General features: G+C 61.2%; 16 protein-coding genes. 9 read left to right on the top strand and 7 right to left on the bottom strand.

The window, feature by feature from the left end; all coding sequences use genetic code 11:
- Positions 1-44: 44 nt before the first annotated feature.
- Together AC4PS7_RS14665 and AC4PS7_RS14670 are read right to left on the bottom strand one after the other, a co-directional pair.
- Complete coding sequence (locus AC4PS7_RS14665) at positions 45-992, bottom strand: AraC family transcriptional regulator (RefSeq protein ID WP_106120261.1); 948 nt, start codon at positions 990-992, stop codon at positions 45-47.
- A 72-nt stretch (positions 993-1,064) separates the two neighbouring features.
- Entirely contained in the window at positions 1,065-2,354 is a 1,290-nt protein-coding gene (locus tag AC4PS7_RS14670; protein ID WP_154846848.1) for a glycosyltransferase, read from the bottom strand.
- A 158-nt stretch (positions 2,355-2,512) separates the two neighbouring features.
- Between AC4PS7_RS14670 and tpx the strand changes: the two genes are divergently transcribed.
- The 7 genes from tpx (at position 2,513) to AC4PS7_RS14705 (ending at position 15,470) form a co-directional block, all read left to right on the top strand.
- Positions 2,513-3,013 carry a thiol peroxidase gene (gene tpx, locus AC4PS7_RS14675; protein ID WP_010210749.1) on the top strand — a complete coding sequence of 167 codons (501 nt, stop codon included), beginning with the start codon at positions 2,513-2,515 and terminating at the stop codon, positions 3,011-3,013.
- A gap of 232 nt (positions 3,014-3,245) precedes the next feature.
- Positions 3,246-4,547 (top strand): MdtA/MuxA family multidrug efflux RND transporter periplasmic adaptor subunit, encoded by a 1,302-nt coding sequence (locus AC4PS7_RS14680; protein WP_010210748.1) that lies wholly within the window; start codon positions 3,246-3,248, stop codon positions 4,545-4,547.
- Positions 4,544-7,645 (top strand): MdtB/MuxB family multidrug efflux RND transporter permease subunit, encoded by a 3,102-nt coding sequence (locus AC4PS7_RS14685; protein WP_021491764.1) that lies wholly within the window; start codon positions 4,544-4,546, stop codon positions 7,643-7,645. The genes AC4PS7_RS14680 and AC4PS7_RS14685 overlap by 4 nt, the downstream gene beginning before the upstream one ends.
- Positions 7,642-10,749 (top strand): efflux RND transporter permease subunit, encoded by a 3,108-nt coding sequence (locus tag AC4PS7_RS14690; RefSeq protein WP_010210745.1) that lies wholly within the window; start codon positions 7,642-7,644, stop codon positions 10,747-10,749. The genes AC4PS7_RS14685 and AC4PS7_RS14690 overlap by 4 nt, the downstream gene beginning before the upstream one ends.
- Positions 10,746-12,293: an efflux transporter outer membrane subunit gene (locus AC4PS7_RS14695; protein WP_069672647.1), complete on the top strand. Its 1,548-nt coding sequence runs from the start codon at positions 10,746-10,748 to the stop codon at positions 12,291-12,293. The genes AC4PS7_RS14690 and AC4PS7_RS14695 overlap by 4 nt, the downstream gene beginning before the upstream one ends.
- A 279-nt stretch (positions 12,294-12,572) precedes the next feature.
- Positions 12,573-14,669, top strand: a complete 2,097-nt coding sequence (locus tag AC4PS7_RS14700) for a putative bifunctional diguanylate cyclase/phosphodiesterase (RefSeq protein WP_021491761.1) — start codon at positions 12,573-12,575, stop codon at positions 14,667-14,669.
- A gap of 54 nt (positions 14,670-14,723) precedes the next feature.
- Positions 14,724-15,470: an SDR family oxidoreductase gene (locus AC4PS7_RS14705; protein ID WP_044287062.1), complete on the top strand. Its 747-nt coding sequence runs from the start codon at positions 14,724-14,726 to the stop codon at positions 15,468-15,470.
- An 11-nt stretch (positions 15,471-15,481) separates the two neighbouring features.
- On the opposite strand, the gene AC4PS7_RS14710 is transcribed toward AC4PS7_RS14705, so the two are convergent.
- The 4 genes from AC4PS7_RS14710 to AC4PS7_RS14725 form a co-directional block, all read right to left on the bottom strand.
- A complete protein-coding gene (locus tag AC4PS7_RS14710) occupies positions 15,482-15,766 on the bottom strand; it encodes a hypothetical protein (RefSeq protein WP_106120264.1) in 285 nt (94 codons plus the stop codon).
- A complete protein-coding gene (gene mapR / locus AC4PS7_RS14715) occupies positions 15,763-17,172 on the bottom strand; it encodes a GntR family transcriptional regulator MpaR (RefSeq protein ID WP_010210739.1) in 1,410 nt (469 codons plus the stop codon). The genes AC4PS7_RS14710 and mapR overlap by 4 nt, the downstream gene beginning before the upstream one ends.
- A gap of 51 nt (positions 17,173-17,223) precedes the next feature.
- Positions 17,224-18,633: a cytochrome c oxidase accessory protein CcoG gene (gene ccoG / locus AC4PS7_RS14720; RefSeq protein ID WP_492179531.1), complete on the bottom strand. Its 1,410-nt coding sequence runs from the start codon at positions 18,631-18,633 to the stop codon at positions 17,224-17,226.
- A 184-nt stretch (positions 18,634-18,817) separates the two neighbouring features.
- Entirely contained in the window at positions 18,818-19,057 is a 240-nt protein-coding gene (locus tag AC4PS7_RS14725) for a DUF3203 family protein (RefSeq protein WP_010210735.1), read from the bottom strand.
- A gap of 120 nt (positions 19,058-19,177) precedes the next feature.
- Between AC4PS7_RS14725 and AC4PS7_RS14730 the strand changes: the two genes are divergently transcribed.
- Positions 19,178-19,669 carry an MgtC/SapB family protein gene (locus AC4PS7_RS14730; protein WP_010210730.1) on the top strand — a complete coding sequence of 164 codons (492 nt, stop codon included), beginning with the start codon at positions 19,178-19,180 and terminating at the stop codon, positions 19,667-19,669.
- On the opposite strand, the gene AC4PS7_RS14735 is transcribed toward AC4PS7_RS14730, so the two are convergent.
- Positions 19,647-19,823: a hypothetical protein gene (locus tag AC4PS7_RS14735; RefSeq protein WP_010210726.1), complete on the bottom strand. Its 177-nt coding sequence runs from the start codon at positions 19,821-19,823 to the stop codon at positions 19,647-19,649. The two genes, AC4PS7_RS14730 and AC4PS7_RS14735, sit on opposite strands and share 23 nt — an antisense overlap.
- Before the next feature lie 204 nt (positions 19,824-20,027).
- Here AC4PS7_RS14735 and AC4PS7_RS14740 point away from each other — a divergent pair, with 204 nt between their 5' ends.
- Positions 20,028-22,010 carry an alpha-1,4-glucan--maltose-1-phosphate maltosyltransferase gene (locus AC4PS7_RS14740; protein WP_069672646.1) on the top strand — a complete coding sequence of 661 codons (1,983 nt, stop codon included), beginning with the start codon at positions 20,028-20,030 and terminating at the stop codon, positions 22,008-22,010.
- The last annotated feature ends 126 nt before the right edge of the window (positions 22,011-22,136 follow it).

Below are 22,136 nucleotides of genomic sequence, written 5' to 3' on the forward strand. Positions count from 1 at the left end.
GTGGCTTGGCACTTCGTAAGGTTCCATTGCGTGAAGGCCACGGTTTAAGGCCCTGATCTGTAGCCGTTTGCTGGTGTCGTAAGGTGCTGGCCGCGGTTTTCTTCGGTGAGCCGTTGCACTGCCAGGCGTCGGTAGTGGGAGGGTGTCATGCCCTTGAGTTGCTGAAAGCGCCGGTTGAAGTTGGAGATGTTATTGAAGCCCGATTCGAAGCACACATCGGTCACGGCCTTGTCGCCGTCTGCCAGCAATTCGCATGATTTGCTGATGCGCAACCGGTTCACAAATTCGATAAACGTGCGCCCGGTGGCCTGTTTGAATACCCGGGAGAAATAGGTGGGTTTCATTCCCAGATATTCCGCCACTTCCTCCAGCGGCAACTCACGGGCGTAATGGGCGAAAATGTAGTCCACCGCGCGGTTGGTGCGGTCGATGCTGTGCTCGTCGGCCAGCTGCGGGGTAGTGGCACCCGACAGCAACTGGTAGTCCTCACACGCACTCAAGGCTTCCAGCAGGATAAAGAAGTGCCCCAGGCGCGCCATGCCCTGGGCGTCCTCGATGCGTTGCATCAAGGTCATCGCCTGGATAATCGTGCGTTTGCAGCGAAACTCGATACCGTACTGCGCACGCTCCAGCAGCGGCGCCAGGGTCTTGAGTTCGGCGAAAATCTGGCTGCCACCTTCAAACAGCTCATCGGTGAAATTCACCAGCATGTCGCGTTTGGGCACCACCTCGTCTTCCTCCACTTGGCTGATCCAGTTGTGGGGCAGGTTGGGACCGGTGAGAAACAGGCTTTCCGGGTAGAAGTTACCGATGTAGTCGCCGATGAACACCTTGCCGGAGCTGGCGACGATCAGGTGCAGCTCGTATTCCTTGTGGAAGTGCCAGCGCACCAGCGGGCAGGGGAAGCCGTGCTGGCGATAGATGATGGACAGGCCGTTGTGGTCGTCCATCAGCTCGTAGGAAGGGTCGGTGATTCGCGTTGCTCGGGTCATGCTGCCGTCGCTTTATTGTGGTTGCTGCGTGGGATAATGCCCCCTCGCACGCGACCTCGCCAGCACTCGTGTTTATACGATGCGGTTTTTCGCCTCGATCCACTGGGACATGTACTGCGTACTTTTATGGGCGTGATGGCGCAGCATGCTGCCGGTGAAGTTGTCCCGGCGATGGGCATCCAGATGGCTGCGGCACTGTTCCAGGCAGGCCACCAGCGCCGGGCCATGCATGGCCTGGTCATAGCGGCGGGCGAGCAGTTGGCGGCCATTTTCTTGGGCCAGGGTCCAGCGTTCGCGGTTCTGGTAGAGCGCCACGGCAGCCGCCGCCAAGGCAGGTGCGCTGTGTTCGATCATGCCCGGCCACGGCTGTTCATCACCCATGGCCTCGGCGCCGATAGGCGTGGTGACGTTCGGCGTGCCGCAGAGCATCGCGTCCGCCAGTTTGCCCTTGATGCCGGCGCCGAAGCGCAGGGGCGCCAGGCAGATGCGCGCGGCGGTCATCACCTGCAAGGCATCTTCGGCCCAGTTCATGACATGAAAACCCTGCGTCGGGTTATGCAAGGCGGTGGCTTTGGGCGGGGTGTAGGCGCCATAGATGTGCAACTGCGCCCCCGGCAACTGCTGGCGGATCAGCGGCCACAGGCTGTTTTTCATCCAGAGCACCGCATCCCAGTTGGGCGCGTGGCGGAAGTTGCCGATGCTGAGAAAGTGCGCGCGGTCTTCAAACGGCGCGAAGGCTTCGGCCGGCGGCTCCACCATCAGCGGGCACCAGTGGAGCAGGGCGGGTGGCACCTTGAAGTGCTCGGTGAGCAGGCGGATTTCCACGTCGGAAATCATCAGGCTGATGTCGCAACGGTAGATGGCCGCGATCTCGCGCTTGGCCAGGTCGGTATCGGCCATCAGTGTGAACTCTGCCTGCAGTGCCGGGGAGAACAAGGCACTGAAGTCGTCGCTGTCGGGGTGCGCCTTCAAGTGATCCTTGAACCGCTGGTGACGTGCGTCGCGCAGGCTCTGCAAGTCGGAGGTTTCCAGCACGCGCAGGGCGCTTGGGCAGCATTTCTCGACGCGCCAGCCGAACTGTTCTTCCATCATGAAACGGTCGAACAACACGATATCCGGGGCCAGATCGCGGATAAAATCATCGAAACTGCTGTTATTGAGCTCGATGGCGCACTCGGCGATACCCAGGGCAGGCAAATCGGCCTTGTGTTCGCCAATCGTCGCTGGGCTGCTGAAGGTGATGTCCCAACCTTGTGCAAGAAAGCTTTCAAGGATCTGCATCATATGCCCGCCTGCGGCCGAGGAGCGGGGTTCCGGCCAGACGTATCCAATGACCAGGACTTTGGTGGCAGGGGCATTCATCGACATCGTTTTCCTTGAAGGGCTGGGCGCAAAGCGCGCAATTAAACCATAACCGAAGGCATGACAATTTATCGCTGGCGGTAGGTAGACACCGTAGTTTGTGGTTAACTTCGACCTCTCGAATTCGTTAAACCCACATCAGCATAAGGATTCCGTTCATGGCTCAAGTCACCCTTCGTGGTAACCCTGTCCAGGTTGAAGGCGAATTGCCGAAAACCGGTTCCACCGCTCCTGAGTTCAGCCTTGTTGCTGTCGACCTGTCGCAAGCGTCCCTGGAAACCTTCGCCGGCAAGCGTAAGGTCCTGAACATCTTCCCAAGCGTTGACACCCCGACCTGCGCCACTTCGGTGCGCAAGTTCAACGCCCAGGCCAACGACCTGAGCAACACGGTCGTGCTGTGCATTTCCTCTGACCTGCCGTTTGCCCAGAAGCGTTTCTGCGGCACTGAAGGCCTGGACAATGTGCTGAGCCTGTCGGACTTCCGCAACGCCGACTTCGCAGTGGACTACGGCGTTTCGCTGGCTGACGGCCCGCTGCAAGGCCTGACCGCCCGCGCCGTGGTGGTGCTGGACGAAAACAACAACGTGCTGCACAGCGAACTGGTGCCTGAAATCGGCCAAGAGCCTAACTACGAAGCAGCCCTGGCTGTTTTGAAGTAACTGTTTCGGTACGTTACTGTCGTTTTGCAGTAACACGCGTGATGCAAGATTGCGGCCTGGCCTAGTCCAGGCCGTTTTTATTTGTAGCTCAGATGCTTAGCGAAACCGCCGTAGGACTAAGTCGCATAAGTTAAAAGTTGTAAGCCCAAGGTAAATAGCCGGTAAAGGCGCTTTTCTAAATGCGCCCCAGTGCTTATCTTTCAGCCTCCCCAAGAAGAAGCTCTCGCGCCCAATGGTTGATCACTCCATGCAATCCTCCCCCCGTAAGTCCCGCCGCTGGCTGTTCGGCCTGCTTGTGTTGCTGGTTATCGCCGGCCTGTGCTGGAAATTCTGGCCCGGCAGCCATAAAGACGGCGCCGAGAAGCCCGCGGGGCATGCCGGCAAAACGGGGATGATGCGCCCAGGCTTCGGTGGATCCACCGGCCCGGTGCCAGTGCGTGTGGCGCCTGCGGTGCTGGGCGAGTTTCCGGTGTACTACAAGGCGTTGGGCACGGTCACCGCACTCAACACCATCAATGTGCGCAGCCGGGTGGGCGGCGAGCTGGTGAAGATCGCCTTTGAAGAAGGGCAAATGGTCAAGGCTGGGGATCTGCTCGCCGAGATCGACCCGCGCAGCTACCAGAACGCCTTGCTCCAGGCCCAGGGCACGCTGATGCAGAATCAGGCCCAGTTGAAAAACGCCCAGGTCGACGTGCAACGTTACCGCGACCTGTATGCCCAGGACAGTATTGCCAAGCAGACCCTGGACACCGCTGAAGCGCTGGTTTTGCAATACCAGGGTACGGTCAAGACCAACCAGGGTGCGGTGGATGACGCCAAGCTCAACCTCGAATTCACCAAGATCCGCGCGCCCATAAGCGGCCGTGTCGGCCTGCGTCAAGTGGACGTCGGCAACCTGGTGGCGGCCAACGACACCACGTTCCTGGCCGTGATCACCCAGACCCAGCCGATCAGCGTGGCCTTCACGCTGCCGGAAAACACCCTGGAAACCGTGCTCACCCGCTACCACGCCGGCAACAAGCTGCCGGTGGAAGCCTGGGACCGTGGTGATGTGAAGCAACAGGCCGTGGGTGTGCTGCAAAGCCTGGACAACCAGATCGACGTGACCACCGGTACCCTGAAATTTAAGGCACGCTTCGATAACAAGGACCAGGCGCTGTTCCCCAATCAGTTCGTCAATGTGCACCTGCTGGCCGATACCTTGCACAACGTAGTGCTGGCGCCGTCGGCGGCGATCCAGTTCGGCAACACCGGTACCTTCGTCTACGTGCTCGACGGTGACAAGAAGGTCAAGGTGCAGCCCCTGGTGGTGGGTGATACCGACGGCGACAACACCGTGATCAAAGAAGGCCTCAAAGCCGGCGACCGCGTGGTCCTGGAAGGTACCGACCGCCTCAAGGACGGCAGCGAGATCGAAGTGGTGAACGACAGCAGCGAAGTGCCGACCACCCCGACCGAACACCTGCAAGGCAAGCCAGCGGCGAAAGGGGAGACCGGCACCACCGCCGGCAAGGCGCAAAAGGTCGGTTCATGAACCTGTCGCGGCTGTTTATCCTTCGCCCGGTCGCCACCACGCTGAGCATGCTGGCCATTGTTCTGGCCGGCATCATCGCGTACCGCTTGCTGCCGGTGTCGGCCTTGCCCCAGGTGGATTACCCGACCATCCGGGTGATGACCCTGTACCCCGGCGCGAGCCCGGACGTGATGACGAGTGCGGTCACCGCGCCGCTGGAACGCCAGTTCGGGCAAATGCCGGGCCTCACGCAGATGGCCTCCACCAGCTCCGGCGGTGCGTCGGTGCTGACCCTGCGTTTCAACCTCGACATCAATATGGATGTCGCCGAGCAACAAGTGCAGGCCGCGATCAACGCTGCCACCAACCTGCTGCCCAAGGACTTGCCGGCGCCGCCGGTGTACAACAAGGTCAACCCGGCGGATACCCCGGTGCTGACCCTTGCGATCACTTCCAAGACCATGCTGCTGCCCAAGCTCAATGACCTGGTCGATACGCGCATGGCGCAGAAAATCGCGCAGATCAGCGGCGTCGGCATGGTCAGCATCGCCGGCGGCCAGCGCCAGGCCGTGCGCATCAAGGTCAACCCCGAAGCCCTGGCAGCCAATGGCTTGAACCTGTCGGACGTGCGCACGCTGATCGCGGCGTCCAACGTCAATCAGCCCAAGGGTAACTTCGACGGCCCAACGCGGGTGTCGATGCTCGACGCCAACGACCAGTTGGTCTCGCCCCAGCAATACGCCGAACTGATCCTCGCCTACAACAATGGCGCGCCGCTGCGCCTCAAGGACGTGGCGCAGATCGTCGACGGCGCCGAAAACGAACGCCTCGCCGCCTGGGCCAACCAAAACCAGGCCGTGCTGCTGAATATCCAGCGCCAGCCAGGGGCCAACGTGATCGAGGTGGTGGACCGCATCAAGGCGCTGCTGCCGAGCATCACCGACAACCTGCCGGCCGGCCTCGATGTGACGGTGCTCACCGACCGCACCCAGACCATCCGCGCCTCGGTAAAAGACGTACAGCACGAATTGCTCATCGCCATTGCCCTGGTGGTGATGGTGACCTTCCTGTTCCTGCGCCGGGTCAGCGCCACGCTCATTCCGTCCATTGCCGTACCGCTGTCCCTGGTGGGCACCTTTGGCGTGATGTATCTGGCGGGGTTCTCCATCAACAACCTGACGCTGATGGCATTGACCATCGCCACCGGGTTTGTGGTGGACGATGCCATCGTGATGCTGGAGAACATTTCCCGTTACATCGAAGAAGGCGAGACCCCGCTGGCCGCCGCACTCAAGGGCGCCAAGCAGATCGGCTTCACCCTGATTTCCCTGACCCTGTCGCTGATCGCGGTGCTGATTCCCCTGCTGTTCATGGCTGACGTGGTGGGGCGCTTGTTCCGTGAGTTCGCCATCACCCTCGCGGTGGCGATCCTGATTTCCCTGGTGGTGTCGCTGACCCTCACGCCAATGATGTGCGCACGCTTGCTCAAGCGCGAACCCAAGGAAGAAGAACAAAGCCGTTTCTACAAGGCCAGCGGCGCCTGGATCGATTGGTTGATCGCGCGTTACGGCAGCATGTTGCAGTGGGTGCTCAAGCACCAGCCGCTGACCCTGCTGGTCGCCATCGCCACCCTGGGCCTGACCGTGGTGCTGTACCTGGTGGTGCCCAAGGGCTTCTTTCCGGTGCAGGACACCGGGGTGATCCAGGGTATTTCCGAAGCGCCGCAGTCAATTTCCTTCGCCGCTATGAGCCAGCGCCAGCAGGAATTGGCCAAGATCATCCTGGCCGATCCGGCAGTGGAAAGCCTGTCTTCCTACATTGGCGTGGACGGCGATAACGCGACCCTCAACAGCGGGCGCCTGCTGATCAACCTCAAGGCCCACGGCCAGCGCGATTTGAGCGCTGCCCAGGTGATCACGCGTTTGCAGCCGGAAATCGATAAGCTGGTGGGTATCCGCCTGTTCATGCAGCCGGTGCAGGACCTGACCATTGAAGACCGCGTCAGCCGCACCCAGTACCAGTTCAGTATGTCCTCACCCGATGCCGAGTTGCTGGCGTTGTGGAGCGACAAGCTGGTGCACGCGTTGAGCCAGTTGCCCGAACTCACCGACGTTGCCAGCGACCTGCAGGACAAGGGTTTGCAGGTGTACCTGGTGATCGATCGCGATGCGGCTTCGCGCCTGGGCGTCAGCGTGTCGACCATCACCGACGCATTGTATGACGCGTTCGGCCAGCGGCAGATTTCCACCATCTACACCCAGGCCAGCCAGTACCGTGTGGTATTGCAGGCCCAGTCCGGCGAAACCCTGGGGCCGGAGGCGCTGAACCAGATCCATGTGAAAACCACCGATGGTGGCCAGGTGCGCCTGTCCAGCCTGGCCCATGTGGAACAGCGTCAGGCCCAATTGGCGATAGCGCATATCGGTCAGTTCCCGGCAGTGATGATGTCGTTCAACCTGGCCCCCGGCGTTGCGCTGGGCAAAGGGGTGGAACTGATCAACCAGACCCAGAAAGACATTGGCATGCCGGTGGGCGTGCAGACCCAGTTCCAGGGCGCGGCCCAGGCCTTCGAAGCCTCGTTGTCGAGTACCTTGTTGTTGATCCTGGCGGCGGTGGTCACCATGTACATCGTGTTGGGCGTGCTCTACGAGAGCTATATCCATCCGATCACCATTCTCTCGACCTTGCCGTCGGCGGCCGTGGGCGCCTTGCTGGCGTTGCTGCTCAGTGGCAATGACCTGGGCATGATCGCGATCATCGGCATTATCTTGCTGATCGGTATCGTCAAGAAGAACGCGATCATGATGATCGACTTTGCCCTCGACGCCGAACGCAACCAGGGCCTCGACCCGCAGACCGCGATCTACCAGGCGGCACTGCTGCGCTTTCGGCCGATCCTGATGACCACCCTGGCTGCGCTGTTTGGCGCGGTGCCGTTGATGCTCGCCACGGGATCCGGTGCCGAATTGCGTCAACCCTTGGGCTTGGTGATGGTCGGTGGTCTGCTGGTCAGCCAGGTGCTGACTCTGTTCACCACGCCGGTGATCTACCTGTACTTCGATCGCCTTGGCCGTCGCTGGCGTAAAGAGCCGCAAAGCCTGGAGCCGGTTGAGTCATGAACCTGTCCGGACCTTTCATTCGTCGGCCGGTAGCGACCATGCTGCTGAGCCTGGCGATCATGTTGCTGGGCGGTGTCAGCTTCAACCTGCTGCCGGTGTCGCCGCTGCCGCAGATCGACTTCCCGGTAATCGTTGTATCGGCGAGTTTGCCCGGCGCGAGCCCTGAGGTGATGGCGTCTACCGTGGCCACGCCGCTGGAGCGCTCGTTTGGCTCGATTGCCGGCATTACCACCATGAGCAGCTCGTCGAGCCAGGGCTCTACTCGGGTAATCCTCGCATTTGACTCCGACCGTGATATCAACGGCGCAGCGCGGGAAGTGCAGGCGGCAATCAATGCCTCGCGCAACCTGCTGCCCAGCGGTATGCGCAGCATGCCGACCTACAAAAAGATCAATCCGTCCCAGGCGCCGATCATGGTGCTGTCGCTGACCTCGGACGTGCTGCAGAAGGGCCAGTTGTACGACCTGGCCTCGACCATCCTTTCGCAAAGCCTGTCCCAGGTGCCCGGTGTGGGCGAAGTGCAGATCGGCGGCAGTTCGTTGCCGGCAGTGCGCATCGAGCTGGAGCCCAAGGCCCTCGACCAGTACGGCGTGGCCCTCGACGACGTGCGCAACACCATCGCCAACGCCAATCAGCGCCGGCCCAAAGGCTCCTTGGAGGACAGCCAGCGCAACTGGCAGATCCAGGCCAACGACCAGTTGGAAAAGGCCAAGGACTACGAGCCGCTGCTGATTCGCTACCAGAATGGCGCGGCGTTGCGCCTTGGCGATGTGGCCAAGATCAGCGACGGCGTCGAAGACCGCTACAACAGCGGCTTCTTCAACAACGAACCGGCGGTGCTGCTGGTGATCAACCGCCAGTCTGGCGCCAACATCATCGAGACGGTCAGGCAGATCAAGGCGCAGCTGCCGGCGTTGCAGGCGGTGTTGCCGTCCAGCGTCAAGCTGAGCCTGGCGATGGACCGTTCGCCGGTGATCACCGCCACGTTGCACGAAGCCGAAATGACCTTGCTGATAGCCGTCGGGCTGGTGATCCTGGTGGTGTACCTGTTCCTGGGTAACTTCCGCGCCTCGCTGATTCCTACCTTGGCGGTGCCGGTGTCGCTGGTGGGTACCTTTGCGGTGATGTACCTGTACGGTTTTTCGTTGAACAACTTTTCGTTGATGGCGTTGATCCTGGCCACCGGCCTGGTGGTGGACGATGCCATCGTGGTGCTGGAGAACATTTCCCGGCATATCGACGAGGGTGTGCCGCCGATGAAGGCCGCGTACCTGGGGGCCCAGGAAGTCGGCTTTACCTTGCTGTCGATGAACGTGTCGCTGGTGGCGGTGTTCCTGTCCATCCTGTTTATGGGCGGGATCGTCACCAATCTGTTTCGCGAGTTTTCCATCACCTTGTCGGCGGCGATCATTGTGTCGCTGATCGTCTCGCTGACCCTGACCCCCATGCTCTGCGCACGCTGGCTCAAGCCCCATGTCAAAGGCCAGATGACCGGTTTGCAGCGCTGGAGCCAGAAGATCAACGACCGCATGGTCGCAGGCTACGCCACCAGCCTGGACTGGGTGCTGCGCCATCGTCGCCTGACCCTGCTCAGCCTGTTGCTGACCATCGGCCTGAATGTGGCGCTGTACGTGGTGGTGCCGAAAACCTTCATGCCGCAGCAGGACACCGGCCAGTTGATCGGTTTTGTGCGCGGCGACGATGGGCTGTCGTTCAGCGTGATGCAGCCGAAAATGGAAACCTTCCGCAAGGCGGTGCTCAAGGACCCGGCGGTGCTCAGCGTGGCCGGCTTCATCGGCGGCAACAACGGCACCAACAATGCGGTGATGCTGGTGCGTCTGAAGCCCATCAGCGAGCGCAAGATTTCCGCCCAGGCGGTGATCGAGCGCCTGCGCAAGGACGTGCCGCTGGTGCCGGGCGGGCGGCTGTTCCTGATGGCCGACCAGGACCTGCAATTCGGCGGTAGCCGCGACCAGACCAGCGCCCAGTATTCCTACATCCTGCAAAGCGGCGACTTGGCGGCACTGCGGCTGTGGTACCCGAAAGTGGTGGCCGCCTTGCGCGAGCTGCCGGAACTCACCGCCATCGACGCCCGCGAAGGCCGGGGTGCGGCGCAGGTCACGCTGATTGTCGACCGTGACCAGGCCAAGCGCCTGGGCATCGACATGGACATGGTCACGTCGGTGCTCAACAACGCCTACAGCCAGCGGCAGATTTCCACCATCTACGACAGCCTCAACCAGTACCAGGTGGTGATGGAGGTCAATCCTAGATACGCCCAGGACCCGATCACACTTAATCAGATGCAGGTGATCACTGCCGATGGCGCGCGGGTGCCGTTATCGACCATTGCCCACTATGAGAACAGCCTGGCCGACGATCGCGTCAGCCACGAAGGCCAGTTCGCCTCGGAAAACATCGCCTTTGACATGGCCCCCGGGGTGACGGTGGAGCAGGGTACGGCCGCCATCGAGCGGGCGATTGCCAAGGTCGGGTTGCCGGAAGACGTGATCGCCAAGATGGCCGGCACCGCCGATGCCTTCGCGGCCACGCAGAAGGGCCAGCCGTTCATGATCCTGGGGGCCTTGGTGGCGGTGTACCTGGTGCTAGGTATTCTGTATGAGAGCTACATTCACCCGCTGACGATTCTTTCTACCTTGCCGTCAGCCGGCGTCGGCGCGATGCTCGCGATTTACCTGACCGGTGGCGAGTTCAGTCTGATCTCCCTGCTGGGGCTGTTCCTGCTGATCGGCGTGGTGAAGAAAAACGCGATCCTGATGATCGACCTGGCCTTGCAGTTGGAGCGCCACGACGGCATGAGCCCGCTGGAGTCGATTCGCAGTGCCTGCCTGCTGCGTTTGCGGCCGATCCTGATGACCACTCTGGCAGCCATCCTCGGTGCGTTGCCGTTGCTGCTGGGCGCGGGCGATGGCGCGGAAATGCGTCGCCCCTTGGGCCTGACCATTATCGGCGGCCTGGTGTTCAGCCAGATCCTGACCCTCTACACCACCCCGGTGGTTTACCTCTATCTCGACCGCGCGCGCCATCGCTTCAACGCCTGGCGCGGCGTGCGTACCGATGCTGCCCTGGACACTGCGCTATGACCGATTCAATCAACGCCAATGCACCGCAGTCCCCTGTAGGCGCCGGCTTGCTGGCGAAAAACTCACCGTCACCGCGTACGTTCAGGCTGTGCGCGTTTTCGTTGACGACCTTCGCGAGCAAGCTCGCTCCTACAATGGGATTGGCGTTGTTGCTCAGTGCTTGCGCTATTGGCCCCGACTACCAGCGCCCGGAAGTCGTGGAACCGGCGCAGTTCAAGGAAGCCCAGGGCTGGCGTCAGGCTACCCCTAGTGACTCCCTGGCCCGTGGCGCCTGGTGGGAACTGTACGGCGACCGCCAGCTCAACGACTTGGTGATGCGCCTGAACACGGCCAACCAGACCGTGGCCCAGGCCGAGGCGCGCTTCCGCCAGGCCCAGGCGCTGGCGCGCAGTTCCCGTGGCGCTTTTTACCCCACCGTTGACCTTAGCGTGGGGAAAACCCGCGCCAGTCAGGGCACCGGCAGCAGCAACGCGAGCCTGAGCAGTTCCAGCAGCGGCATTCGCGACACCCTCAATGCCCAGTTGGGCGTGAGCTGGGAAGCGGATATCTGGGGCAAATTGCGTCGCGGCCTGGAAGCCAACGAAGCCAGCGCCGAAGCCAGCTCGGCGGACCTGGCGGCGATGCGCCTGAGCCAGCAATCGGAACTGGTGCAAAGTTACCTGCAACTGCGCGTCATGGATGAACAGACGCGCTTGCTGCAAGCCACGCTGGAGACCTATCAACGCTCCCTGCAAATGACTGAAAACCAGTACCGTGCCGGGGTCTCCGGCAAGGACGCGGTGGCCCAGGCACAAACCCAGCTCAAGACCACCCAGGCCAGCCTGATCGACCTGATCTGGCAGCGTGCCCAATTGGAAAACGCGATTGCGGTGTTGATCGGCGAGGCTCCGGCCAACTTCAACCTGGCGGTGAGCAAGGACATCCCGGCACTGCCGCAGATTCCGGTGAGCCTGCCGTCGCAACTGCTGGAGCGCCGTCCGGACATCGCCTCGGCCGAACGCTCGGTGATCGCCGCCAACGCCAATATCGGTGTCGCCAAGGCGGCCTACTACCCGGACCTGAGCCTGAGCTTGGCCGGCGGCTACTCCAGCAGTACCTACGCCGACTGGATCAGCCTGCCGAATCGCTTCTGGTCGGTGGGGCCGAAACTCGCCATGACCCTGTTTGACGGTGGCCAGCGTTCGGCGGAAGTCGACCGTACCGTGGCCTCCTATGATGAGACGGTGGCCAAGTACCGCCAGACCGTGCTGGATGGTTTCCGCGAAGTGGAAAACTACATGGTGCAGCTCAAGGTGCTGGAAGACGAGGCGGTGGTCAGCAACGAAGCGCTGGAGGCCGCACGTGAATCGCTGCGCCTGACCCAGAATCAGTACAAGGCCGGCCTGATTGCCTACCTGGACGTAGTCACCGTGCAAGCCACGGCCTTGAGCAACGAACGCACGGTGCTGACCTTGCTGCAGACGCGCCTGGTTGCCAGCGTGCAATTGATCGCCGCATTGGGCGGCGGTTGGGACGGGCAGACACCGATCGCGGACAAAAAATAAACATAAACCGAGCCATTGTGGGAGCGGGCTTGCTCGCGAATGCGGAGTGTCAGTCACCGAACATTTGACTGATTCACTGCCTTCGCGAGCAAGCCCGCTCCCACATTCGGCCGCAGCTGACCCTCGGATTCGAGTAGCTGTTGAGCCATATGATTGACGTCAAAATGCCACTAATGGCGCTCTGATAATTAATCAACTGTTCAATAATTATTCTCGCTACAATCGCCCGCTTTGCCACCTGGTACGGGCGTCTTAGTCCCGTTGTGCACGAGAAGTCCCATGCTCATCGGTAGTTATTCACCCTCCCTGGTCGTGATCTCGCTGTTCGTGGCGATCCTGGCTTCCTACACCGCGCTGGACCTGTCCGGACGCATCGCCACCGCCAATGGCCGCGCTGTCTATTTATGGATAACCGGCGGCGCCATCGCGATGGGCGTAGGGGTCTGGTCGATGCACTTTATCGGCATGCTGGCGTTGCGCTTGCCGTTTGCCTTGGGCTTCGACCTGGGGATCACGGCGCTGTCGTTGTTGATCGCGGTGTTGTCGAGCGGCTTTGCCTTGTGGCTGATCAGTCAGCCGCGTTTACCTGCCTGGCAACTGGCGTTTGGCGCGCTGGTCATGGGCACCGGCATTGCGTGTATGCATTACACCGGCATGGCCGCGATGCGCATGACGCCGGGCATTGACTATGACCCCACTCTGTTTGGCGCTTCGTTGTTGATCGCCGTCGCGGCGTCTGGCGCTGCGCTGTGGATCGCCCATAACTTGCGTCGTAACGCGCCGTATGTGCGCCTTGCGCGTGGGGGCGCCGCGGTGGTGATGGGCTTTGCCATCGTCGGCATGCATTACACGGGGATGGCCGCGGCACGTTTCGCCGATGACAGCGTTTGCGGTGCTGCACTGAACGGCTTGAGCGGCAAGGGGCTGGACAACCTGGTGCTGGTGACCACCCTGGCCGTGCTGGCCATCGCCTTGCTCACCTCGTTGCTCGATGCACGCCTGGAAGCGCGCACTGCAGTGCTGGCCGATTCCCTGACCCTGGCCAACCAGGAACTGACCCACCTGGCCCTGCACGACATGCTCACGGGCTTGCCCAATCGCACCTTGTTGGCCGATCGCATTCAACAGGCCATGCAGGTCGTGAAAGAGCAGGGCGGTTGCTTCGCGCTGATGTTTATCGACCTCGACGGCTTCAAACCGGTCAACGATGCGTTTGGTCATCACATGGGTGACCAATTGTTGCGCGAGGTCGGCCTGCGCCTGCGCGAAGACTTGCGCAGTCAGGACACCTTGGCGCGCATTGGCGGCGATGAGTTCGTGTTGCTGGTGCAACTGACCCAGCCGGACGATGCCCTTGGCCTTGCCGAGCGCCAAGTGATCCTGATCAATCGAGCGTTCCAGGTGGCCGAGCATGAGCTGAAGATCTCTGCGAGCGTGGGCATCGCCATGTTCCCGGGCAACGGCCACAACCCCCAGGAATTGCTGATGAACGCCGACGCCGCGATGTACCACGCCAAAGGCATGGGCAAGAACGGCTACAGCTTTTTTGATGCCTCGATGAACACCAATGCACGCAAGCAATTGCAACTGCTGCAGGACCTGCGCAATGCGGTGGAGCAGGAGCAATTCCGCTTGTACTACCAGCCCAAGTGCGACGCGGTCAGCGGTATCCCGGTGGGGGCCGAGGCCCTGCTGCGCTGGGAGCATCCGCAACAAGGGCTACTGCTGCCGGCGATGTTTATCGAGCTGGCGGAAAAGACCGGCCTGATCATTCCGATCGGTGAATGGGTGCTCAACGAGGCCTGTCGCCAAATGAGCCTGTGGTACGCCCAGGGCTACGAAGACTGGCGTATTGCCGTGAACCTGTCGGCGTTGCAGTTCTGCCACGCCGGGTTGGTCAAGAGCGTGGCCGACGCCCTGGAGCGGCACCAGTTGCCGGCCAATAACCTGACCCTGGAAATCACCGAAACCACTGCCATGAGCGACGCCGATGCGAGCATGACCGTGTTGCAGCAGCTGTCGGACATGGGCGTCGATTTGTCCATCGACGACTTCGGCACCGGTTATTCCAGCCTGATGTACCTCAAGCGCCTGCCGGCCAACGAGCTGAAGATCGACCGGGGGTTTGTACGCGATCTGGAACACGACAGCGACGACGCCGCCATCGTTTCCGCCATTGTCGCCCTCGGCCAGGCCCTGGGGCTGCGCATTGTCGCCGAAGGCGTGGAAACCGATGTGCAGCAGAGTTTCCTCACCCGGCTGGGGTGCAACTCCCTGCAGGGGTATCTGCTGGGCCATCCGTTGCCGGCGGAGGGGTTCATGACGGACATCCAGCGCGCCGAAGAGGCGGTAGCGCCTGACAAAAGCCGTGCGTGACGGTTATTCTTGGATCCAACCCTTAGCATCAGGTTGAATCAGGAGACCGCACCCATGGACAAAGTCGTCATCATCACCGGAGGCAGCCGTGGGATTGGCGCCGAGACGGCCTTGCTGGCCGCCCGCCAGGGCTATCGCATCTGCATCAACTACCAGTCCGACGAAGACGCAGCCCATCGTGTGCTCGAACAGGTGCGTGCGCTGGGTGCCCAGGCCATTGCCGTGCGCGCGGATGTGAGCATCGAGGATGAAGTGATCGCGCTGTTCCATCGGGTGGACGCCGAGTTGGGCCGCGTGACCGCATTGGTCAACAATGCCGGCACGGTGGGGCATAAATCCCGCGTGGATGAGATGTCCGAATTCCGCATCCTGAAAGTCATGAAGACCAACGTGCTCGGCCCGATCCTGTGTGCCAAGCATGCGGTGCTGCGCATGTCGCCCAAGCATGGCGGGCAGGGTGGTAGCATCGTCAACGTGTCGTCAGTGGCGGCTCGCTTGGGTTCGCCGGGTGAATACGTCGACTACGCGGCCTCCAAAGGCGCACTCGACACCTTCACCCTGGGCTTGTCCAAAGAGGTGGCGGGTGAGGGTATTCGTGTCAACGCCGTGCGGCCTGGCTACATCTTCACCGACTTCCATGCCCTGAGCGGCGACCCCGACCGGGTCAGCAAGTTGGAATCCGGTATTCCCATGGCCCGGGGCGGGCGCCCGGATGAAGTGGCGGAAGCGATTATCTGGTTGCTCTCGGATAAGGCGTCTTATGCCACCGGGACGTTCCTCGATTTGGGCGGTGGTCGTTAAGCACCTGCTGCTTACGTCTGTAGATGGCGCAGCACGTCGTAACCCTTGCGGGAAAAAGCCTGGAGCAGGCTGGCTTCGGAATTGTCCGGGATGCTGTAACCGTTGCTGGCCGAGCCGTCTATCTGTCCATTACGGCGATGGCTGGCATACAAGTAACGATCGTCTGCGTTATCGAGAAATCGCAATACCTTGTCCAGGTCGATCGCCAACAGGGCGCCCCATTGGCGCTTGCATTTCGCGTAGCTGTTGCGTGCGCGTTCTTGTGTGGCCTCTTGTGGAGTGGGGTTCCTGCTCAAAACGATCGGATAATACGCCCCAATGTTTCCATGGCTTCCTCCGATGCCTCGGTCCACGGACTGCCGTAATTCAGGCGAATGCAGTTCCTGAAGCGCTGGGTCGCCGAGAAGATCGGCCCCGGCGCAATGCTGATGCCTTGCGCCAAGGCCATCTGGAACAACTTTAACGAATCCGTCTGCTCCGGCAGCTCCAGCCACAGGAAATACCCGCCGGCGGGTTGGCTGACGCGCGTCTGCGCCGGGAAGTAGCGGGCGATGGCCGTCAGCATGGCGCTTTGCTGTTCCTCCAGGGCATAGCGCAATTTGCGCAGGTGCCGGTCATAACCGCCGTGCTGCAAGTAATCGGCAATCGCCGCCTGGGCGGGCATCGAAGGGCAAAGCGAGGTCATCAACTTCAAGCGCTCAACCTTTTGCGCGAAGCGCCCGGCGGCCACCCAACCCACGCGATAGCCGGGGGCCAGGCTCTTGGCGAAAGAGCCGCAATGCATCACCAGGCCTTCAGTATCGAACGCCTTGGCGGGTTTCGGCGCCTGTTGGCCGTAATACAGTTCGGCGTACACATCGTCTTCGATCAAGGGCACTTGATGGCCACGTAACAGCTCCACCAGTGCCTGCTTCTTGGCTTCCGGCAGGGTTGCGCCCATGGGGTTCTGGAAGCTGGTCATGGTCCAGCAGGCCTTGATCGGGTAGCGCTCCAGGGTTTGCGCGAGCGCGTTGAGGTCAATGCCATCGCGCGGGTGCACGGGGATTTCCACTGCCTTGAGTTTCAAACGCTCCAACACTTGCAGGCAGGCGTAGAACGCCGGGGCTTCGATGGCCACCAGGTCACCGGGTTCCGTGACGGCTTGCAGGCACAGGTTCAAAGCCTCCAACGCGCCGTTGGTGATCAGCAGCTCTTCCATCGGCAGCATCAACCCGCCGACCATGTAGCGCAGGGCAATCTGCCGGCGCAGTTGCGGGTTGCCCGGCGACATGTCGGTGACCACCAGGCGCGGGTCCATCTCACGGCTGGCGCTGGCCAGGGAGCGCGCCAGGCGCGGCAGTGGAAACAGCATAGGGCTGGGGAACGCCGAGCCGAACGGTACGGTGTTCGGGTCCTTGATCGAATCGAGTACCGAGAACACCAGTTCGCTCACATCCACTTCGGTGGACTCATGCACCTGCTCACTCACCACCGGCTCGGAAAACGGGCTGGGGGCATGGGTATTGACGAAATACCCGGAGCGTGGCCGCGCGCGGATCAGGCCACGGCGCTCCAGCAGGTAGTAAGCCTGGAACACCGTGGACGGGCTGATGCCGTAGGTCTGACTGGCATAGCGCACCGAGGGCACTCGCTGGCCGGGGCCCAGCACGCCGGAGCGGATCAGTTCTGCAATGTCGTCGGCGAATTTTTCGTAGCGTTTCATGAATATCCAAAAGATTTACGGTAGGAGCCGGCTTCTACAGGTTGCGAGGGTTCAGCGGTTCAGCGGTGCGACAAAACGGCTGTCGGCAGCGCTGTAGATCAATGGTTCATCCACATCCGTCACCTTGAAGCGCAAGGTCTGCGAACTGCTCGCAGGTTTGTCTGCCAGCAACGCCACCGACACGGGTACATCGCTGATTTCCCCCGGCGCCAGGCTGATCTCGGTCTTGCCTTGCAACTGGAAGCCCTCGGCGTCCACCAGCTCCAAGCGATAGTCCTGGCGCTGCTGCGTCTTGTTGATCACCTTGAGGCTGTAGATGTTTTCGATCAAACCCTGGGCGTTCTCGCGGAACATGCCCCGGTCCTTGGTCACGTCCAGCGACACCATTGGCCGCTCCACCAACGCCACCACCAGCGCCGCAATCATCACCAGCAGCACGGCACTGTAGCCGATCAGACGCGGCCTTAGCAGGTGCGTCTTGCCGCCTTGCAGTTGATGTTCGCTGGTGTAGCTCACCAGGCCGCGCGGGTAGCCCATTTTGTCCATGATCGAATCGCAGGCGTCGATGCACGCCGCGCAGCCGATGCACTCCATTTGCAGGCCGTCGCGGATGTCGATGCCAGTGGGGCAGACCTGCACGCACAGCTGGCAGTCGATGCAGTCGCCCAGGCCGACGTCGGCGGGTTTGACCTCACGTTTGCGCGGGCCACGCTGTTCGCCGCGTGCCACGTCATAGGAAATGGTCAGTGTGTCTTTGTCGAACATTACGCTCTGGAACCGCGCATACGGGCACATGTGCATGCACACCGCTTCACGCAGCCAGCCGGCATTGATGTAGGTGGCGCCGGTAAAGAACAGCACCCAGAACAGGCTGACGCCGCCCATCTGCCAGGTCAGTAGTTCGGCCGCCAAGGGGCGGATCGGCGTGAAATAGCCGACAAACGTCAGACCGGTCAGCACGCTGATGCCCAGCCATAACGTGTGCTTGGCCGAGCGTCGCGCCAATTTGTTCAGGCTCCAGGGTGCGGCTTGCAGCTTGATGCGCTGGTTGCGCTCGCCTTCGGTGACTTTTTCGCACCACATGAACAGCCAGGTGAACGAGCTTTGCGGGCAGGTGTAGCCGCACCACACGCGACCGGCGAACACCGTGATCGCAAACAGGCCGAAGGCGCAGATGATCAGCAGCGCCGACAGCAGGATGAAGTCCTGCGGCCAGAACGTCGCACCAAAGATGTGGAATTTGCTTTCAGCCAGGTCCCACAGCACCGCCTGCCGATCGTCCCAGTTCAGCCACACGGTGCCGAAAAAGGCCAGGAACAGGAAGCCCGCACCGCTCACGCGCAAGGTACGGAACAGCCCGGTGAAACTGCGGGTATGAATCAGGTTGTCACTGGATTTGGCCTTCACCTTCTTTGGGTGTGTGGGCTCAAAGATTTCCACGGTTGGGATGTGTTCGCTCATGGTCATTCGCTCATCAGCCTCCATCAGGCGGATGAACTATGCGCGTGACGCTGTTTGCATAACAGACTCAGGTATGGCGATAAAAAGCGGATCAGAGGGTGCGCGGGAAGATCGCTGCGACAATGTGCTGCACCCCGTGGCGTCAGGGGTGCAGCGTTATTCTGAATGCGCTGACACAGATCAATTAAATCAGCGAACCAGGTTCTTCTGCCTTCACGTGCTGACGTCCGTCATGGGCGCCGGCCACGGTCAGGGCATCGGCCTCCGCTTCAGTGATGTAGATCCGTTCGGCGGCCAATTCCACGTAGGACATGGATTTGTCGAGGTCGGTAACAATATTGACCCGAGTCGCCGGCACGCTCTGTTCCTGGCCGTTGTCATCGAGCATGAAGTAGCACAGGTGGTTTTCGATACGAATGGGCATGCCGTTCTCCTTATTCATGGGCTATGAGGATTAGGGGGCAGTAATGTGTGGGGGTTCCAGGCAACTGACTGGCGGTCACCGCTGTCCATCCTTTACCAACCATGACAAAGGACAGCTTCGATGGACGCTTGGTGGCTTGAAGTGTGGCAAACCCTGCAGGCTGAATTCGCCGACATTGGCGACGCCAAGCAGCTCACCCAGATCACCGTGCGCCTGCTGATCGCGGCGACCCTGGGCGGCATTCTTGGCTTTGAGCGAGAGAGCAAGGGCAAGGCCGCCGGGGTGCGCACCCACATGCTGGTGGCGTTGGGCGCGGCTTTATTTGTGATGGTGCCGCAAATGTCCGGCAACCAGGCGGATGCCATGAGCCGGGTGGTGCAGGGTGTGATTGCGGGGATCGGCTTCCTGGGCGCGGGCACGATCATCAAGGGCAAGGATGATGAAGAGGGCCACGTCAAAGGCCTGACCACCGCAGCTGGTTTGTGGATGACCGCTGCGATCGGGGTCTCGGCCGGGTTGGGCCGGGAATCGACAGCGGTACTCAGTACGTTACTGGCCTTGGTGGTGTTCAGCGTGATGCCGAAGATCGTCAAGCGTTTCGAGAAGGACTGACGATCACTGGCGGCATGGTCGTAGGGGGTTCCTCCACCGGCGGTGGCTCATTTTCGGGCGGTTCTTTTTCCGGAATGGGCTGCGGTTCGGTGGGCGGCAGGGTCGGTTTGTCGATATTCGGGTCCGGCGTTTCTGCCGGGATCGGGATATTCATCGGTGTGGCCTCCTTTGTGCTTTGCTCTATCGGTGGACAGCCGCCGGGGCGAATTGATTCCCCGCCCGATGGCGGCATATCCAGCTGAACTTTTAACCGGAGCCCAGGCTCGGACCTATTACGGTCATGCTCAGGAAGAGCGCGGCCGCCTCAGAATTCGGATCAAGCAAAGAGCGTCCACAGGGCGTAAGGGGAAGATGCTCGATGACTGCTGAAATAGAATCTTTGTTACCACTGTCCCAGGCACTGTTGCTGCCCAGGATTGCGATCGAAAGCACCACCCCCGTGATTGATGGCGGCGAATTTGCCGTGAAGGCCGTGGTCGGCCAACAGGTCAATGTCACCAGCAAAGTGTTCGCCGACGGCCATGACAAGCTCGCCGTGCTGATCCGCTGGCGCCCGCTGCAGGATGAAAGCTGGCACAGCGTGGTCATGACCGACGTGGGCAACAACGGCTGGGAGGGCACGTTTACCGTGACCCAGCAAGGCCCTCACGAATACTGCATCGAAGCCTGGATCGATACCTTCGCCAGCTTTTGCTATGAGCTACGCAAGAAACATGAGGCCGGCGTGCCGGTCAGCCTGGAGTTGCAGGAAGGCCGCAGCCTGGTGCTGCAAGCTGCCGAGCGCAGTGACAATGAGCTGCGCGATCGCCTGATGTTGCTGCACCATGAACTCTCCGGGCTGCTGGAAACCGAGCAGGTCGCGCAGTTCCTGCACGAAGACAGTGCACACCTGATGACCCAGGCCGATCATCGCGCCTATTTGAGCATCAGCACGGTTTACCCGATTGATGTGGAGCGTGAGGCGGCGCTGTTTGCCAGCTGGTATGAGCTGTTTCCACGCTCGATCACTGACGATCCTGCGCGTCACGGCACCTTTAATGACGTGCACTCGCGGCTGTCGATGATCCATGACATGGGCTTCGACGTGCTGTACTTCCCGCCGATCCACCCGATCGGGCGTAGCCACCGCAAGGGCAAGAACAACTCGCTGACCGCCGGCCCGGACGATCCGGGCAGCCCTTATGCGATTGGCAGCGAGGAGGGTGGCCATGAAGCCATCCATCCGCAACTGGGCAGTCGCGATGACTTCCGTCGCCTGGTCCAGGCGGCCGCCGAGCATGGGTTGGAGATCGCCCTGGACTTCGCGATCCAGTGTTCCCAGGACCATCCATGGCTCAAGGCCCATCCCGGCTGGTTCAACTGGCGCCCGGACGGCACGATCAAATACGCGGAGAACCCACCGAAGAAGTATCAGGACATCGTCAACGTCGACTTTTATGCCGCAGATGCCATCCCGAGCCTGTGGACGGAACTGCGCGACATCGTGGTGGGCTGGGTGGAAGAGGGCGTGAAGACCTTTCGCGTCGACAACCCCCACACCAAGCCGCTGCCGTTCTGGCAATGGCTGATCAGCGATGTCCGGTCCAAGTACCCCGAGGTGATTTTTCTCGCCGAAGCCTTCACCACCCCGGCGATGATGGCGCGCCTGGGTAAGGTCGGCTATTCCCAGAGCTACACCTATTTCACCTGGCGTAACACCAAAGCCGAGTTGAGCGAATACCTGACGCAGCTGAACGAATCACCGTGGCGCGAGTGCTACCGGCCGAATTTCTTCGTCAATACGCCGGACATCAACCCTGCCTTCCTGCACGAATCCGGCCGTGCCGGCTTCTTGATCCGTGCGGCACTGGCCACCATGGGCTCAGGGCTCTGGGGCATGTATTCAGGCTTCGAACTGTGCGAATCAGCCCCGGTGCCGGGTAAAGAGGAATACCTGGACTCGGAGAAATACGAGATCCGCCCACGGGACTACACGGCGCCCGGCAATATCATCGCCGAGATCGCCCAGCTCAACCGCATCCGCCGGCAGAACCCGGCGCTGCAGACGCACCTGGGGCTCAAGCTCTACAACGCCTGGAACGACAACATCCTGTATTTCGGCAAGCGCAGCGAGGATGGCAGCAACTTCATCCTGGTGGCCGTGAACCTTGACCCATTCAACGCCCAGGAAGCCCATTTCGAGTTGCCGCTATGGGAGTTGGGCCTGCCGGACGACGCCCAGACCCAGGGCGAAGACTTGATGAACGGCCATCGCTGGACCTGGTATGGCAAGAACCAGTGGACGCGACTGGACCCACAGATGCCCTTTGGAATCTGGCGTATCACCCATTCCCCAGCCTGATGGAGATCCCCGGTGGGAGCGGGCTTGCCTGCGATTGCGATGTGTCAGTTCAGGGACTGACAGACCGTTATCGCAAGCAAGCCAGCGCCCTCACTGGATCGTATTCCGGCCACAGAATTTTAGTGT

It is taken from the genome of Pseudomonas sp. DW-iso3, assembly GCF_058725305.1.